This window comes from Gluconobacter frateurii, from assembly GCF_002723955.1.
In the GTDB taxonomy this organism is placed as follows: Bacteria; Pseudomonadota; Alphaproteobacteria; order Acetobacterales; family Acetobacteraceae; genus Gluconobacter; species Gluconobacter frateurii.
In genome coordinates this window covers 658,948-674,481 of record NZ_BEWN01000001.1, presented here as the reverse complement: position 1 = coordinate 674,481, position 15,534 = coordinate 658,948, and the positions used below count along the sequence as shown (strand labels likewise).

The 15,534-nt window shown below is 58.4% G+C and carries 17 protein-coding genes; 8 read left to right on the top strand and 9 right to left on the bottom strand.

Annotation, left to right across the window (positions count from 1 at the left end):
• Positions 1-2: 2 nt before the first annotated feature.
• Entirely contained in the window at positions 3-539 is a 537-nt protein-coding gene (locus GFR01_RS03135; RefSeq protein ID WP_244902128.1) for a Smr/MutS family protein, read from the bottom strand.
• A 540-nt stretch (positions 540-1,079) separates the two neighbouring features.
• Here GFR01_RS03135 and GFR01_RS03130 point away from each other — a divergent pair.
• Positions 1,080-1,286, top strand: coding sequence for a hypothetical protein (locus tag GFR01_RS03130; protein WP_063903052.1), 207 nt, complete (start codon positions 1,080-1,082; stop codon positions 1,284-1,286).
• Positions 1,287-1,345: 59 nt separating this feature from the next.
• On the opposite strand, the gene GFR01_RS03125 is transcribed toward GFR01_RS03130, so the two are convergent.
• The 4 genes from GFR01_RS03125 to GFR01_RS03110 form a co-directional block, all read right to left on the bottom strand.
• Entirely contained in the window at positions 1,346-2,806 is a 1,461-nt protein-coding gene (locus tag GFR01_RS03125) for a cytochrome-c peroxidase (protein ID WP_099181228.1), read from the bottom strand.
• 96 nt (positions 2,807-2,902) lie between these two features.
• A complete protein-coding gene (locus tag GFR01_RS03120; RefSeq protein ID WP_062017084.1) occupies positions 2,903-3,733 on the bottom strand; it encodes a DNA-methyltransferase in 831 nt (276 codons plus the stop codon).
• Positions 3,730-4,875, bottom strand: coding sequence for a murein transglycosylase A (mltA, locus tag GFR01_RS03115; protein ID WP_099181227.1), 1,146 nt, complete (start codon positions 4,873-4,875; stop codon positions 3,730-3,732). The genes GFR01_RS03120 and mltA overlap by 4 nt, the downstream gene beginning before the upstream one ends.
• A 15-nt stretch (positions 4,876-4,890) precedes the next feature.
• Positions 4,891-5,646 (bottom strand): Tim44/TimA family putative adaptor protein, encoded by a 756-nt coding sequence (locus GFR01_RS03110; protein ID WP_099181226.1) that lies wholly within the window; start codon positions 5,644-5,646, stop codon positions 4,891-4,893.
• Positions 5,647-5,826: 180 nt separating this feature from the next.
• Between GFR01_RS03110 and secB the strand changes: the two genes are divergently transcribed.
• Positions 5,827-6,351: a protein-export chaperone SecB gene (secB, locus tag GFR01_RS03105; protein ID WP_063903057.1), complete on the top strand. Its 525-nt coding sequence runs from the start codon at positions 5,827-5,829 to the stop codon at positions 6,349-6,351.
• Positions 6,352-6,359: 8 nt separating this feature from the next.
• Here the strand turns inward: secB and GFR01_RS03100 are convergent, their stop codons facing one another.
• Complete coding sequence (locus tag GFR01_RS03100) at positions 6,360-7,025, bottom strand: uroporphyrinogen-III synthase (protein WP_099181225.1); 666 nt, start codon at positions 7,023-7,025, stop codon at positions 6,360-6,362.
• A gap of 2 nt (positions 7,026-7,027) precedes the next feature.
• Positions 7,028-8,101 carry a hydroxymethylbilane synthase gene (gene hemC, locus GFR01_RS03095; protein ID WP_174694646.1) on the bottom strand — a complete coding sequence of 358 codons (1,074 nt, stop codon included), beginning with the start codon at positions 8,099-8,101 and terminating at the stop codon, positions 7,028-7,030.
• A gap of 34 nt (positions 8,102-8,135) precedes the next feature.
• On the opposite strand from hemC, the gene tsaD reads away from it, so the two are divergent.
• Genes tsaD through GFR01_RS03080 form a run of 3 tightly spaced genes read left to right on the top strand, consistent with a single transcriptional unit; the run spans position 8,136 to position 11,034 of the window.
• Complete coding sequence (tsaD, locus tag GFR01_RS03090; RefSeq protein WP_099181224.1) at positions 8,136-9,212, top strand: tRNA (adenosine(37)-N6)-threonylcarbamoyltransferase complex transferase subunit TsaD; 1,077 nt, start codon at positions 8,136-8,138, stop codon at positions 9,210-9,212.
• A gap of 23 nt (positions 9,213-9,235) precedes the next feature.
• Positions 9,236-10,060 carry a 23S rRNA (adenine(2030)-N(6))-methyltransferase RlmJ gene (locus tag GFR01_RS03085; protein WP_099181223.1) on the top strand — a complete coding sequence of 275 codons (825 nt, stop codon included), beginning with the start codon at positions 9,236-9,238 and terminating at the stop codon, positions 10,058-10,060.
• Complete coding sequence (locus GFR01_RS03080; RefSeq protein ID WP_099181222.1) at positions 10,057-11,034, top strand: NAD(P)H-dependent glycerol-3-phosphate dehydrogenase; 978 nt, start codon at positions 10,057-10,059, stop codon at positions 11,032-11,034. Before GFR01_RS03085 ends, GFR01_RS03080 begins: the two co-directional genes overlap by 4 nt.
• A 247-nt stretch (positions 11,035-11,281) precedes the next feature.
• Here the strand turns inward: GFR01_RS03080 and GFR01_RS03070 are convergent, their stop codons facing one another.
• Positions 11,282-12,526, bottom strand: a complete 1,245-nt coding sequence (locus GFR01_RS03070) for a NupC/NupG family nucleoside CNT transporter (RefSeq protein WP_099181220.1) — start codon at positions 12,524-12,526, stop codon at positions 11,282-11,284.
• A 90-nt stretch (positions 12,527-12,616) separates the two neighbouring features.
• Here GFR01_RS03070 and GFR01_RS03065 point away from each other — a divergent pair, with 90 nt between their 5' ends.
• A complete protein-coding gene (locus tag GFR01_RS03065) occupies positions 12,617-13,111 on the top strand; it encodes a glutathione peroxidase (protein ID WP_099181219.1) in 495 nt (164 codons plus the stop codon).
• On the opposite strand, the gene GFR01_RS03060 is transcribed toward GFR01_RS03065, so the two are convergent.
• On the bottom strand, positions 13,052-13,507 hold the full coding sequence (locus tag GFR01_RS03060; protein ID WP_244902127.1) for a DUF4112 domain-containing protein: 456 nt from the start codon (positions 13,505-13,507) through the stop codon (positions 13,052-13,054). The two genes, GFR01_RS03065 and GFR01_RS03060, sit on opposite strands and share 60 nt — an antisense overlap.
• 105 nt (positions 13,508-13,612) lie before the next feature.
• Between GFR01_RS03060 and GFR01_RS03055 the strand changes: the two genes are divergently transcribed.
• Together GFR01_RS03055 and murJ are read left to right on the top strand one after the other, a co-directional pair.
• Positions 13,613-13,849: a hypothetical protein gene (locus GFR01_RS03055; protein WP_007282397.1), complete on the top strand. Its 237-nt coding sequence runs from the start codon at positions 13,613-13,615 to the stop codon at positions 13,847-13,849.
• Between the two features lie 64 nt (positions 13,850-13,913).
• Complete coding sequence (murJ, locus tag GFR01_RS03050) at positions 13,914-15,470, top strand: murein biosynthesis integral membrane protein MurJ (protein ID WP_099181217.1); 1,557 nt, start codon at positions 13,914-13,916, stop codon at positions 15,468-15,470.
• Positions 15,471-15,534 lie beyond the last annotated feature (64 nt).

Genomic DNA, 15,534 nt, shown 5'->3' with positions numbered 1-15,534 from the left:
GGTCAGCGTCGTTTCGTCCGTAATAAAATCCGGACAGACCCATGATTGGCAGAATGTGGGTGAACCACCGCCAGAACCATGGGTCGAATGTCTGATCTCTGGAGCCAAAGCGGCAGTTCACGACGGATAAGACCGCTCGTGGCACCACTCCCCAGCCCCGTGACGACTTCGACACATCGCCAGTTCCGGGATTTGGCTCGATGCATGAACTCAATCAGGCGCTCAAACGCGTCCTGAACGATATATCCGTGCAGATCCAGCTTGGCATCAACCTTCAGATCCCCACGAGAGAGGCGCTTCCAACTGGTATCATCCAGGCCCGGAGACCGGACACCAATCCTGAGATCCTGTAGTTTGGGGCGTCTGATGACCGGGCGCGACAGCATAGCCTTGAATGAAAGCTCACTGTTTGATGGCGCACTGACAACCGTGAGCTTTTCTTTCTTTTCTGGTGTACTCGCCGTCGGACTCACAACAACAGGCGCAGGTCTGGATTTCGGGCGATCCGGATGCAGAGGCTCAATGTCGCGCACGACCATGCGCCACAAGGCTGCCTCCTCCTCCCTCAAAACCCGCTTCGCCACAGAAATTCCTTACCCGTTGCATTCTGAGTGCACCGTCGACACAAAATCTGCAACGCGTGTAACTGTTTCCATGCCCATCGAACAATGGGAAAGAAATCTTTTCCTTCCCTTGCCCTGCTCGATAATCATTCTCCACGACAGTCATAATAAAAAGGTATGGGAATGAGCATGTCCTGCAGCGCAGCGCTCGGGGCCGGGATCTCGGGCAATCAATGCTCCGGCCTTACCCTACTGGACAGCCCCATTATCTCATGGACTGTTGCTTACTACGCGACTTCATCTTGGATCTGAAACTAGGCTTTCGCTGACTGATCACAGCAATTTTCAGCTCAGCTCACTGATCTGTGCTGGACCAATGGCCCTTACAGGTCTTTTCTGTTTGCTGTCATTTGATTTCATACCGATAAACACCAACCTGTTTCAGAGCCAGACCGCCCCACAGAAACAGCGACCCTGCGCACCGCATCTCACTACCTTGCCTCAAGGAGAAAGAGCATGAGCAAACTCACAAAAGACGAACGGGACAACCTTCCCGACAGTGAATTCGGCCTTCCTGAAAAACGGGCCTATCCCGTCGATACAAAGGCCAGGGCCCGTAATGCGAAAGCCCGTGCCACGCAGGAGCTGGAACGTGGACTGCTGACACCGGAAGAGCGGGATGAAATTGACCGGGCGGCAGATCATAAACTGAACGAAGACTAAGTCAGAATCAGAAACGGCCCCGAATCACTCCGAGGCCGTTTCATCATTCAATTCCGCAATCAGTTAGCCTGCGCTGCCCGCAATGGAGCATCAGCCGGAACATCCTTGAGCGGAATGCCCTGATACTTGCCCGTCAGGGTCTTCAGGAACGCCACAATGTCTGAGACATCCTGATCCGTAATATCATGATCCGGCGTCTCATAACGGGCCATGGCACGGACAGCAGCGTCCAGTGTCTTGGCAGATCCGTCATGGAACCACGGACCGGTCAGCTCAACATTTCGCAGGTTCGGCACCTTAAAGCGCTCGCGGTCAGACTCGCTGTTTGTGAACGCGAAACGTCCATCATCCGCGGCCGTCAGCTTGCTGTGACGGTCTTCGAAATATGGCCCTTCCAGACCAAGAATTTCGTACGCATCGCCACCCACGGCAACACCACTATGGCAACCTGAGCAGCCAATCGCCTTGAAGCGCTCATAGCCGCGCTTTTCCTGCGCGGTAATCGCGTCTGCTTTGCCCTTCAGATACAGGTCAAAGCGGCTGTCCGGCGTAATCAGCGTCTTTTCGTACTCGGCAATCGCATCGGTGACAGTGTTTTTGGTAACATCATCAGATCCGTAAACCGCTGTGAACTGGTCCGTGTAACCTGGCTCTGCCCGCACCCGATCCGCCACGGCTGGCCAGTCATGCGAACCCATTTCCAGCGGGTTCATGACAGGGCCAGCAGCCTGCTCCGCCAGATCCTTGGCACGACCATTCCAGAACTGTCCGATATTGAAGACGGAGTTGTAAACCGTCGGTACATTGATCGGGCCAGTCTGGCCGTTGATGCCTGTTGCGGTCGTCTGGTTGTCCACGCCGCCCTTGTCCAGACCGTGGCAGCTTGCACAATTGAGCTGACCATTGCCGGAAAGCTGCTTGTCAAAGAACAGCGCGCGGCCCAGCTCAGCCTTCTTCCAGTCCACGGCAATTGTTTCCGGGATCGGCTGGATAACTTCACCACGGAACTGCGGCGCAACATCCGTACTGGCGTAATAGCGCTCGCGCTGGTCACGTACCCACTTCAGAATATCGGCGCGCTGCTTCTCGTTCAGATGAGCATGAGGATGCATCGTGAGATAGGCGGCCGGTGGCATCCGGTTCTGCACGATGACTTCTTCGATACGCGAAAGCTGCTCCACGGAAGGCGGCTTGCCCTGCTGGAACGCTTCGATGATCGGCGCAAATTCGAAATGCCTCTGCCCCTGCTCCAGATCGCGGTTCATGATCTGATTGGCCAGCGGCAGCTTGAAGTAGAATGGAAGATCGGCGTTGCGCGTGTGACAGTAGTCACAACGCACTTCCTGAAAAGCTGCAAACGCCGTCATGGCTACAGGGTCATGACGGGTGGGGCTGCTGGCAGGAAGCTTTGGCGCGCCAGCATGATCGAAATGCTCAAGATAGGTGACTGTACCGCCCCAGGCGACGACGCCCAGTGCCACCAGACCGGCAATTCCTTTGGTAATTGTGCTGCGACGCACCGCAAATCTCCTCACTGTCACGAGAATGTGAGGTTTGGAGATTGTAACACAAGAAGTCAAAACGATTGATCCTGTCAGACCTACAGGCCTGACCGATCATTCGTCCTCCCAGTCTTCCTCCGGCGTGCCGATCGCTGCCCGCAGACGCTTGCGCGCAATGTTGACGTAACGCGTATCTTTCTCGACGCCGATACCCGACAAGCCTTTACGTTCTGCCGCAATCAGACTGGTTCCAACGCCCATAAACGGGTCAAGCAATACCCCGCCCGGCTTCACGCCATGCAGGCGGATACAGGCTTCCGGCAACGCGATGGGAAACGTGCCCGGATGGCTGAATTTTTCTTTGCGACTCCGAACCGTTTCATAGGGAATGAACCACGTATCCCCTCGACAGCGCCTGTCCATTTCGTGCTGCCGGCGTGAAATATTGCTTTTGTCCGTAAACGGAACACCAGCATCCAGCCGGGCCACTTTCACATCACCCTTCTTGGTCAGATGAAAGATATGCTCATGGTTACGGTTCACGAAGCGAGGCGAATTCAAAGGCTTGAAATGCCCATATGTAATTTCGCCCACCGAGATCGACTTGATCCAGGTGATATGGTTCTGGAGCACGAACAGCTTACGCAGCCGGGACATCAATTCGAACGGCAGCCAGGGCTGAGACGACGAGCCCGCGATATTCAGGAAGAACGATCCATCATCCTTCATGATCCGCTTCACGCTGGCACAGACGTCTTCCATCCAGTCCAGATACGCGTCTTCAGGCAACTGATCCTGATAGGTGCGGTATTCGATACCCAGATTATACGGCGGGGACGTGACGACAATATCGACGCTCTGCGACGGCATACGCCGCAGAACGGTCGTGCAGTCTCCTCGGATCATCGTATGGGCGCCGAGCGTTTCCCGACGACTTCGGATCATGGAGCGGAAGAATCCGCAGGAGGACGCGGCAGCAGGATCACCATCCTGCCCCCTTCATGCAGATTGCCAGCCACGTACTGGGCAAAAGCGCCCCAACCGGTAAACAGGTCAGCTCGTCCCGCCCCCTTGATGTCCGTCCCAATATCCTGCGCAAAAACCAGATGCTGCCATGGTGCAGGCTGGCCTTTGGCATCAGGCAGCTTCGTCTCAACCCAAAGCGGGGTCGCGAACGGAATCATGGACCGATCAATAGCTACCGACCGCCCGGCCGTCAGCGGCACACCAAAAGCCCCCGTCGCACCCTGCGCAAGACTGCCATCATCCCGACGGAAAAAGACGTAATTCGGATTACGTTCCATCGTCGCCATCATGCGGTCCGGATGCGTTTCCAGCCAAGCTTTGATGCTATCCATACTGACGGCGGACGATGCCAGTTCATTGTCCTGAACCAGAACACGTCCGAGTGGCACATAAGGCTGGCCGTTCTTGCCATCGTAGCCCATCCGGATCTGGGAACCATCCGGCAAAATAAGCCGCCCCGATCCTTGAATTTGCAGGAAGAACAAATCCACGGGGCTTTTCAGCCACGCGATTTCCAGCCCCTGCCCGTTCAGCACTCCGCCATCAATCTGCGCACGATCATAGTAGGGCTTGAACTGACCGTTCTCCCAACGCCCCGTGACCATCTGGCCATTGGTGGCTTTGGTCCGCACTAGATCCTTCGGCCGCCCATAAACCGGCGTCTGATACGGGCCACCACGCGTCAAAGACGCTTCGATCTGTGGCTCGAAGTAGCCTGTGTAGGACGCCTTGGCATCTACAGTATAAGGCTGGAACCACGTCTGGAGGTAAGTGCGGGTATCTGTTGTCGTCTCAAGCGCCGCGCACGCCGCAGACCAGTCCCCTGCTTCCCGACCGTATGGTAGCGTCTCCGCGCCCCCCAGAGGCGTTTCCGGCGGAAGCTGTGCCAGCCGATGACAGTTCTGACGAAAGACAGGCATTAGAGAGGAAAAATCCTCCCGTTCCCACCCCGCAAGGGCGTCAAAACCGGTCGCTGTCAGGGAAAGAGAGGACGACGTGTCGTTCGGTGTGGCGCACCCGGCCACGAGGGCAAGTGCTGCCAAGGTCAGCAGTTTTCTCATGATGGGCGTATATAATCAGGCCGGGCGTGATGCCGCCAGACGCCATTGCGTTCCTGACATTCCAAACTGACGCTCGAACAGCCACAGATCATGGAACTCGGTCACAGCATCCGTGCCCTGAACCGGCTCACCCTGACGGTCCGTCAGCATGTTGACCTGGCGAGATACGATCCGCACTTCGATTCGCCCGGTTTGCGTATTGCCTTCGCCCGCCACCAGCATCGCATCCAGAATTGCCATGCTCTCAATGCCGCGAAGGTCACTACGCTGTGTTTCACCGGCTTCCGTTCGCGCGTTGATGGCCGTCAGGAATGCTTCTTCTGTCTCTGGCGTCATCAGGCCGGACAGAGCCGCCCGATCGCCCGCCGCGAAAGCTGGAACCACCTGGCGGAAGATGGTCTCGGCATCTTTCAGGAAGCCCTGCGGCGTGAACCCACCATCAAGCTGCGTCATCTGCCCGAGAATGGTTCCCACGCGGGTGGCGGGTGTTGGGATATCATACTCGATCTGAGGCGCAGGCTCGGCATTTCCCTGTGCAGAGGCGACCGGAAGGGGCGGAGGCGTCTGGCGAGCCGGCGCCTGTCCGGGGCTCGTAAAGACAGGGGGCCGGTCCTGCCGAACACCTTGCATACCGATACGACGTCCCAGCACGCGGTAGAGGCGGAAACCGAGTGCAATCGCCAGAACTGCCAGAACCACGATGTCCCAAGGGAATTCGTGGCCAGAATGGCCAATCAGGGCGGAGGGGAGATGAATGTCGTCAGAAGACATGAAGGTTATGTTTCACGCAGGTCGTTGAAATTTTCGTTGCCTTACAGATAGGGCGGCAGCGCCCCAATCTCAACCTCATGCGTGCAGGAACCGCGTCTTGGCGTGCATGTCGCATCATGCTACCGCCACTGTATCGCAATCGTTCCATCGCTATCCGCCCCGCGGATCCGGAGACCGTATATGTCCGAGACCATCAACGACAACGCCACGCAGAACCTGGAAGGCGCTCCGCCGCAGATGCCGCTTGCCGTCAACCTGCAGTACACGAAGGACCTGTCCTTCGAAGTTCCGGCTGGCGCTTCCATTTTTGCAACGCTCCGCGCTGCTCCGCAGATTTCCGTCAACATCGACGTTCAGGCAAACCGCCTGGAAGAAGAGCAGCCGGTTTACGAAGTTGCTCTGGCTGTTCGCGCCGAAGCTGCTGAGCCGCCGGCAGAAGAAGGTGGCAAGGCTGGCCGCACGGTGTTCATCGCCGAACTGACCTATGCCGCCATCGTCACGCTGGGCAATGCTCCGCAGGAGCTCGTCGAGCCGATCCTGCTGGTTGAAGTTCCGCGCCTGATCTTCCCGTATGTGCGTTCCATCATCAGCGACGTCACCCGTGACGGTGGTTTCCCGCCGGTGGTTCTGCAGCCGATCGACTTCGTTGCCCTGTGGCAGGCCAAGCGCGCCCAGCAGTTCCCGGAGCCAGCTGGCGAAGCCTGATCTCCTGATCAGTAAGGCCCGAGCCGTTCCATCGGATCGGGCCATTCTACTGCGCGCCAGTCCCTTCCGGTCAGGCGTGCAGCGATGGCCTCTGACAGACAGAGCGCCCTCACCCCGGACAGGCTTTCCAAATCCTGCCTGCCCAACGCCTCCATGAAGGCGTCTGCTGTTTTCCCTGAATAAAAGACAACAGCCTCGACCTCATGCCTCAACAGGGCATCACAAGCGGCATCCGTGAGCATGGCATTTTTGGTAGCGCCATAGACGCTCACCCGAGACGCATTCAGCTCTTCCGCAAGATCCAGCCCATAGCCCTCGCCACAAGCCAGAAGAAGCGAGGGACCAATCAGGTCATGATCACGGCAGTAAGCAGCAAGTGCCAGTGCATCGCCATCCGCCGCCTCGACCCGTTGAAATCCCATATCGCGAGCGCGGTCGGCGGTGCTTGAACCCACGGCCACGATACGCTGATCGCGAGGCCAGTCTTTCAGCGCGGCTAGGGCGTTCGCACTGGTAATGGCGACGGCCGCACACTCACTTACCGGCAGAGGTGCATATGTTCGGATTTCCAGCATCGGGCATGAGACTGCGTCCCACCCCAGACGCCGAATATCAGCGAGCGTTGCGCTCAGGCCAGGCTCAGGACGCGTGACCAGAACCGCCCGCCGTCTCATGGTCAGGCGCGCGTCATCTCGGCGAAAATGGCGGCAGGCGTATCCCGGCGCAGTTCTTCAGCCAGTTCCGTTCCCATGCGAGCCGCTTCAAGTGGCGCGCCAGAAATTTCGCGGCGAATCAGGAATGTTCCATCTTCGCTGGCAATCATGCCTGTCAGCTTCAGAACGCCATTCTCGATACGGGCATAGCCACCAATCGGCGTCCGGCAGGAACCATCAAGCTCAGCCAGAAGCGCACGCTCCGCTGTGGACACCGCGCGAGCTTCCGGATCTTCGATAGCGGAGAGCAGTTCACGCAGTTCGGTGTCGCTCTCACGCACCGTCACACCCACAATACCCTGCCCGGCTGCAGGGAGCATCTGGTCCGGCTCCAGCACAATATCGACGCGGTCTTCCATTCCGAGACGACGCAGACCAGCAAGCGCCAGAAGCGTGGCATCACAAGCGCCAGCCTGAAGCTTGTCCAGACGCGTCTGAACATTTCCACGCAGGAGACCAAATCGCAGATCCGGTCGGCGGCTCAACATCTGCGCCTGACGACGCACGGACGCACATCCGATCAGGGCACCTTCCGGCAAGGAGGCATACGGATCTGCCGGGTCAACCTTTGTCGTTCGGTCCCGCAGAATGATCGCATCCCGCGCATCTTCGCGCTTCAGCGTACAGGCCAGCACCAGACCTGGTGGAAGATTGGTTTCAAGATCCTTGAGGCTGTGAACCGCAAAATCTATCCGCCCGGCCGCAAGAGCCTCATGGATTTCCTTGGCGAACAGACCCTTGCCGCCAATTTCGGCCAGACGCTGGCTGAGATTCCGGTCACCCTCGGTGCTGATCTGATGTTCCTGAAACGCGCCCATATCACGAAGAACGGGGCAGAACCGTGTCAGACGAGTCAGGAATGTCCGTGTCTGCCAGAGCGCCAGCGGAGAGGCGCGCGAGCCAACCCTGAGTGGGAGTTTGCGCTGACCGGAGGGGCTGGCGGCATGAGATCGGCGGACGGCTTCCGCCGCGACCTTTTGGAGGGCGTCGGAAGACAGGACGGAAGCATTCATGGACGGCAGCTTTAGCTCATTCACGCGGGGCTGTCATGATGAGAGAGACTCGGTCATAATGCATGGCATGTCCGACCCTGCTGCATTGCGCCCGCTTCTGGCGATCGAAACGTCCTGTGATGACACAGCCTGCGCCATTCTCGCCCATGACGGCACCATTCTGGCCGAAGGCGTGTTGTCCCAGAACGATCATGCCATTCTGGGAGGCGTCGTTCCCGAAATTGCAGCCCGTGCGCATCTGGATGCTCTGCCCGCACTGGTCCAGTCCGTTCTCTCCAAGGCATCCCTAACGCTGGCTGACATTGATACCTTTGCAGGAACGACAGGTCCCGGCCTGATCGGTGGGCTGATTGTCGGCAGTTCCTATGCAAAAGGGCTGGCTCTTGCCCTCGGGCGGCCATTCATCGCTGTCAATCACATCGAGGGTCATGTCCTGACGGCACGCCTGCCCTCACTTGACGCCAAACTCCAGTTTCCATTTCTGACGATGCTGGTCTCTGGCGGCCATTGCCAGTGTATCTCCGTTGAGAAAACCGGGCACTATATCCGCCTTGGGGGCACCATTGACGATGCCGCCGGGGAGGCTTTCGACAAAGTTGCCAAGATGCTGGGCCTTGGCTGGCCCGGTGGCCCGGCTCTCGAAAAACTCGCAGCAGAAGGCCGAGATGATGCCTTCGCCCTGCCCCGTCCGCTCAAGGGACGCGAGGGATGCGACTTCTCGTTCTCCGGCCTGAAAACAGCAGTCAGCCGCCTCATCGAGCCGCAGGGCTCTGGTGCCCTCCCCCGCCAGTTCGCCGCTGATGTTGCTGCATCCTTCCAGCGCGCCGTTGCCGACGTCATGGCAGATCGTGCGGAGCACGCGCTCGCCATGGCTCCGCATTCCACGGCCCTTGTCGTAGCTGGTGGTGTCGCCGCAAACCGCACGTTACGCAGCGCCCTCGAAACCGTTGCCGCACGTCACGGCATTCCTTTCATCGCGCCGCCCCTACGCCTCTGCACGGATAATGCCGTCATGATCGGCTGGGCCGCACTGGAACGTCTGCATGCAGGCGAACAGCCCCACGAAATCGATGTCGCCGCACGTCCCCGCTGGCCTCTTTCGGAACGCCAGCCCCCCGCCACCGTATTGTCCTGACCCCAAGCCGGAATACAGAACCCTTGAATTACCGCCACGCCTACCACGCGGGAAACTTCGCGGACTGCGTCAAACACGCAATCCTTCTGGTCCTTCTGAAAGCCCTTGCCCGCAAACCGGCAGGGTTCTGCGTTCTGGACACCCATGCCGGCTGCGGACAATACGACCTGTCCTCCGAAGAAGCTCAGAAAACCGGCGAGTGGAAAACGGGCATCGGCCTTCTGGAAGAGTCGGAAGACCCTGCGCTTCAGGACTATCTGGCCGCGGTTCGGGATCTCGGGCTCTATCCCGGCTCCCCAGCCTTCACACGCCATGTCCTTCGCCCGCAGGATGAACTTATCGCCTGCGAACTGCACCCGGAAGACGTTCGTCCCCTACGCCGCCTGTTCCGGGATGACCCACAGGTCTCCATCCATCATCGCGATGGCTACGAAGCCCTGCGTGCGCTTTTGCCACCCAAGCACCTGAAGCGTGGCCTGGTTCTGATCGACCCACCGTTCGAAAAACTGGATGATTTCCAGCAATGCGCGCAGGCTGTTTCGCTCATCCGCAATCGCTTCCGGGCCGGGATCGTGGCTGTCTGGTACCCGATCAAGCATCGCACTCCCGTCCGAGCCTTCTACAACGCCCTGACAGATGCCGGCATTCGGGACATCATCGCCTGTGAATTCCTGTTGCGCCCTGCCCTCGACCCATCCCGCCTGAATGGATGTGGAATGCTGATCGTGAACGCTCCATATGGTTTTGAGGACGAGGCTCGCGCCATTCTGGACGCTATGAAAACCGAATTGGCCACAGAGGACCGGGACGACATGCAGGTGCATATCGAACGACTGGCCGAAGAATGAGCATGACAAGCCACCATATCGCCGTCATTGGAGCAGGCGCCTGGGGAACGGCGCTCGCATGTGCTGCGGCACGCACGGGTGCCAATGTCACGCTCTGGATGCGCTCGCCAGTTGCACCAGAGGTCAGGGAACTTCCCCGCCTGCCCGGCATCCGCCTGCCCGATACCGTGCACGTCACGGGAGAATTCCCGACGCAGGCAGATATGGTCCTTCTGGTCGTTCCGGTTCAGACGGCACGGCAGGTCTCTGCCGCACTGGAACAGTCTTTAGCGCCGGGAATACCCGTCATCACCTGCTGCAAAGGGCTGGAACAAGGCACATCCCTTCTCCCCCTCGATGTGCTCGCCGAAACAATGCCGGGTCGGCCCATAGCCGTGCTGTCAGGTCCAAATTTCGCCATAGAGGTCGCCCAAGGCCTGCCCGCTGCCGCAACGCTCGCCAGTGCGGATCTGTCGCTCGCCCAACATCTGGCCAGCCAGCTCAATTCCTCTTCCTTCCGCCTCTATGCCAGTCAGGACACCGCCGCCGTCCAGCTTGCCGGAGCTGCAAAGAACGTTGTGGCGATAGGGGCGGGCATCGTCATGGGGGCAGGCCTCGGCGAGAATGGTCGCGCAGCCCTCATCACACGGGCTGTCGCGGAAATCGCCCGTCTGGCCGAAGCGCTTGGCGGTCGGGCATCCACCCTGGCTGGTCTCTCGGGCGTTGGCGATCTGATCCTGACCTGCACCGGCCGTGGGTCACGAAACTACAGCCTTGGCGTCGAACTTGGTGAAGGCCGCTCTCTGGCGGACATTCTCGCCTCCCGCACGACCGTGGCCGAAGGCGTTCTGACAGCTCCGGCACTCGTGGATTTGGCGCAAAGCCTGAACGTTCAGGTGCCCATCATCGAAACCGTGACGCATCTACTGTCAGAGAAGCTGACGATTGATGAAGCACGATCCCTGCTGCTGGATCGTCCGCCAACGGTGGAATAGAAATCTCTTTCAGGTTCAGGGATAAACATGAAAGCCTCATGGCACGCTTGCCTGACGACACTCGTTTTCTTTCTGCTTGGAATAAGCATCAGCGTGCTGGACTTCGTCGCGACAAAAGAAAATTTGTTCGGCAATTCCCTTTTCTGGGAATGCGTCGCTATCGGTGCACCTTCTCTATGGATAACGTTCTTTTTCTGGAAAAAGTCGAAAGAGCCCTAAGTCCTCTGAACACCCGTAAAAAGCTGGATCACACAAACAGTCCAGCGATAACAGCGCTCATGGCATTGGAAAGCGTTCCAGCCACAACCGCCCGGACAGCCAGCTTCGCCACATCCGTGCGCCGACGCGGTTCCGCGCTCCCGAACGCGCCGATCAAAATTCCAATCGTGGAAATATTGGCAAACCCGCACAGCGCAAAAGACAGAATTGTAATGGTTCTGTGAGACAGCGCATGCGCGTGGATCATCGGTGACAGGTTCACATAAGCCACGAACTCATTGAACGCGATCTTCTGACCTAGTAGGCCGCCCGCAGCCACACATTCGGACCACGGAACGCCCATCAGCCACGCGAAGGGCGCAAACACGATCCCAAGGATCTGCGCCAGAGAAAGACCGATCATCGCCAGAAGACCGTTGGTCAGGGCAATAACACCGACAAAAGCGATCAGTACGGCTCCCACTGCCACAGCAATTTTTGCACCATTCATCGCGCCTTCGGCCAAGGCTTCGAACACGCTGTGATGCCCATGATCGGCTCCGGCAATTTCCGTACTGGCATGACGCGGACCGGAAAACAGCACCCGGGAAAACAGCAGACCACCCGGAATGGCCATGGCAGACGCGGCCAGAAGGTTCTCCATCGGCACGCCAAGAGAGGCATATCCTGCAAGAACGGACCCGGCGATAGAAGACGTCCCGCTGCACAGGACTGTAGCCAGTTCGCCCATCGACAGCCCTGCGAGACAGCTCTGGAGCGCTATGGGCATTTCGCTTTGCCCAAGGAAGATCGTCAGAACAGCTGAGAACGATTCAAGCTGCGTGGTCCCCAGAATTTTTGCGAGGCCGCCGCCAATGATGCGGGACAGGAACTGAAGCACGCCCCAGTGCTGCAACAAGCCTAGTAAAGCTGCCACATAAACGATCTCTGGCAGGACCTTCAGGGCAAAAATAAAGCCCCCGTCCCCAAAGACCGTATCCATCTTCGGTCCGACCAGACCGCCGAACAGGAATGCGCTCCCCTGATCCCCATAAGAAAGGATTTTTGTGACGCCATCCGACACCAGATGCAGGGCATGAGCACCTATGGGCACCCAGAGAATGATAGCAGCAATAGCCACCTGAAGGGCAAGCGCGCGCGCAACCAGCTTCCAGTCAATGGCCCTGCGGTTCGTGGAAAAAAGCGCGCCAAGACAGAGAAGACCGGCCATGCCGATCAGGACGCGCAGGATCACGAACAGAAGCTCCCTTTCAGAGACAGAACGGTTCCACAACCTGTCTGCATGACAGCGCCGTGTCCAGCCCTCCTCTCGCTTCCGGGGCGTTATGCCATTACACTCATCCGAAACGAGAGGGAGAAACCCATGTCCTGTGCCTATGATTTTCACCTGCCTGGCCTGTCAGGTGAAACCATCGACCTCTCGACCTATCGCGGCCGTCCTCTGCTCATCGTAAACACTGCATCCAAATGCGGGTTCACGCCTCAATACGAGGATCTGCAACATCTATGGTCCCGCTACGGCAGAGACTATCCGGATGGCCTTGTTGTCCTCGGGGTGCCTTCAAACGATTTTGGTGAACAGGAGCCGGGATCAGCAGAAGACATTAAAACATTCTGCTATCGGAATTACGGCGTGACATTTCCAATGACCGCAAAGGCGCATGTCAAAGGGCCGGACGCGACACCAATTTTCCAGTGGCTTCGCCAGGAAGGAGGCTTCCTTTCGCGTCCGCGCTGGAATTTCTACAAATATCTGATCGGGCGTAATGGCAAACTGAATCGCTGGTTTACCCCACTGTCAAAACCCACCTCGGGACGGGTAGAAGAGTCCATCCGCCGGGTTCTTCTCGATCACTGAGTCTTCAGTATCGCGGGATGTCGTTTGCATAAGCGCCTGCTCTATCAAGGCGACATTCCGAAGGTCAGCTTTGAAGACGGTGTCAAACACATCTCCCAGGAATGGCACCACACCAACAATCGCTTCGATTCCGACATTCAGCATCATCTTGCGGACAGTCCGCGGTCCAACGCCCATCCGATGGCCTTCCCATACGATGTAAAGCGAAAGAAGCGTCCCGAGAGCGAGCCCTCCTCCCGGAATAAGGCCCAGAATCGTGTCGACGCCGGCTCGCAGGCGCAAACCGGGAATGCGCACGGCAGCATTCAGAATCCAGGCCAGCCGCCGAAGCTTCTCCAGCCTTTGCATGAGTTCTTCAGTGCTGGAGGGAGACGAGGTGAACGAAGTTTTGATCATGATACAAAACAACACAGCAACGGGATCGGAAGTTGCGTCTTTTTCCTTGACGCTGCGCACCAAAAAACGCGAGCTTCATGACAGCAATATGACAGGAGGCTTGTCATGACGGTGTCTGTTCTCCGCCCTATTCTGCCGCTGCTGGTCGTCGCCGCTCTCGGCGCGCTCACACCGTCTGTCGCCCATCACGTTTCAAGCTTTCTAGGCCTTCCCGGCATCTTCTGGGCCAGTGTGATGCTGACGCTGGAAATTGTCCTGCTCTGCATCGGTCTGGCCGCTGTTCGCCCGAGCATGACCCGTCCATCTGAAAAGCTGTACGCCCGAGAAACCGTTCTGCGATAAAAATCGTTCCTCCTGCCCTCTGGAGGATATGTTACCTGCTCGCGGGATGGGCTAGAGACGGGAAATGCTTCGCAATTTCCTGACTGTCGGCAGCTGGACCATGCTTTCGCGTGTTCTGGGCCTGATTCGTGACCAGCTTCTCGCAGCTTTTCTGGGCGCAGGCCCGGTACAGGATGCCTATCTGGTCTCCCTGCGTCTGCCCAACATGTTCAGGCGCCTCTTCGGCGAAGGGGCGTTCAACGCCGCCTTTGTTCCGATGTTCACAGCGAAATATGAAACAGAGGGCCATACTGCGGCTCTGCGTTTCGCGGGACAGGCACTTTCGGCCCTCATTGCATGGCTCGTGATCCTGACAGTTCTGTGCGAACTGTTCATGCCACTTATCATTTCGATTCTGGCTCCGGGTTTTCAGGGCGAACGTTTCGAGCTCGCCCTGACACTGACGCAGATCACCTTCCCCTACATGGTCATGATCTGCGCGGCCGCTCTGGTGTCTGGCGTTCTGAACGGTCTTGGAAAATTCGGTGCGGCATCAGCGGCCTATCTGAGCTTCAACATCATCGGCATCGCCGCCATCTTCCTGGGTGCGTATGTCTGGCACAACGTGGCCTTCACAAGCGCGTGGGGTGTAACGATTTCCGGCGTGGTCCAGCTTGGCGCGCTCTACTGGGCCGCTCATCGCGCAGGCATGGCGCCGCATCTGGTTCGGCCGAGCTTCTCACAGGACATTCGCGCCCTTCTGCGCCGTATGGGTCCGGGTCTTGTAGGGTCCGGTGTAACCCAGATGAACCTGATGGTGGACACCATCATCTCCACCCGCCTGCCAGTCGGTTCGCCGTCGATCCTCTACTTCGCGGATCGTATCAACCAGCTTCCCCTCGGCGTTCTGGGCGCAGCAGCGGGCACCACACTGCTGCCACTCCTGACACGTCATGTCGCCAACAAGGATCGTGTTTCCCTTCACGCCAGCCTGAACCGGGCCCTTGATTACGCGCTGCTCCTGACGCTGCCCGCCACCGTCGGGCTGATCGCGCTTGCGCCGTCCATCATGGCTGGCCTCTTCAGCTACGGGCATTTCACGGTCCCAGACGCCATGAAATCCGCTCAGTCGCTCCGTGCCTACGCGCTCGGGCTGCCTGCCTTCGTCCTCATCAAGGTCTTCTCCCCCGGCTTTTTTGCAGAGGGCGACACCAGCACGCCGGTCCGCATCGGCTTCTTCACACTCGCCCTGAACCTCGCCCTCAATCTGGCGCTCTACAAGCCGCTCGCGCACGTTGGCCCTCCGCTAGCCAGCACCCTGGCAGCCATTATCAATGTCGCAATTCTGGCTGTTCTGCTTCGTCGTCGGGACGTCTTCAAACCAGATCCTCGCCTGAAAAGTCGCGTTACACGTATTGTCGGCGCTGCCCTCATGATGGGCCTATGGGTGGCTGCTGCCCAAAAATTCGTCGCCCCTGATCTCCCAAACTGGCACGGAGTGTGGCGGCTGGGGATGCTTGGCGCACTAATCGTTTTTGGGGGTATAGTTTATGCCATTTCCCTCGACGCTCTTAAGGTCGTGAAACTTCGGGACGCAGCCGCAGCGTTGCAAACGCGCATCGCCCGACGCCGGACACGATAAGAGATCCATCCTGCCGGTTCACACACCGGCAGGGACAGGGTAGTTTGCCGCCCTCCCCATTCAC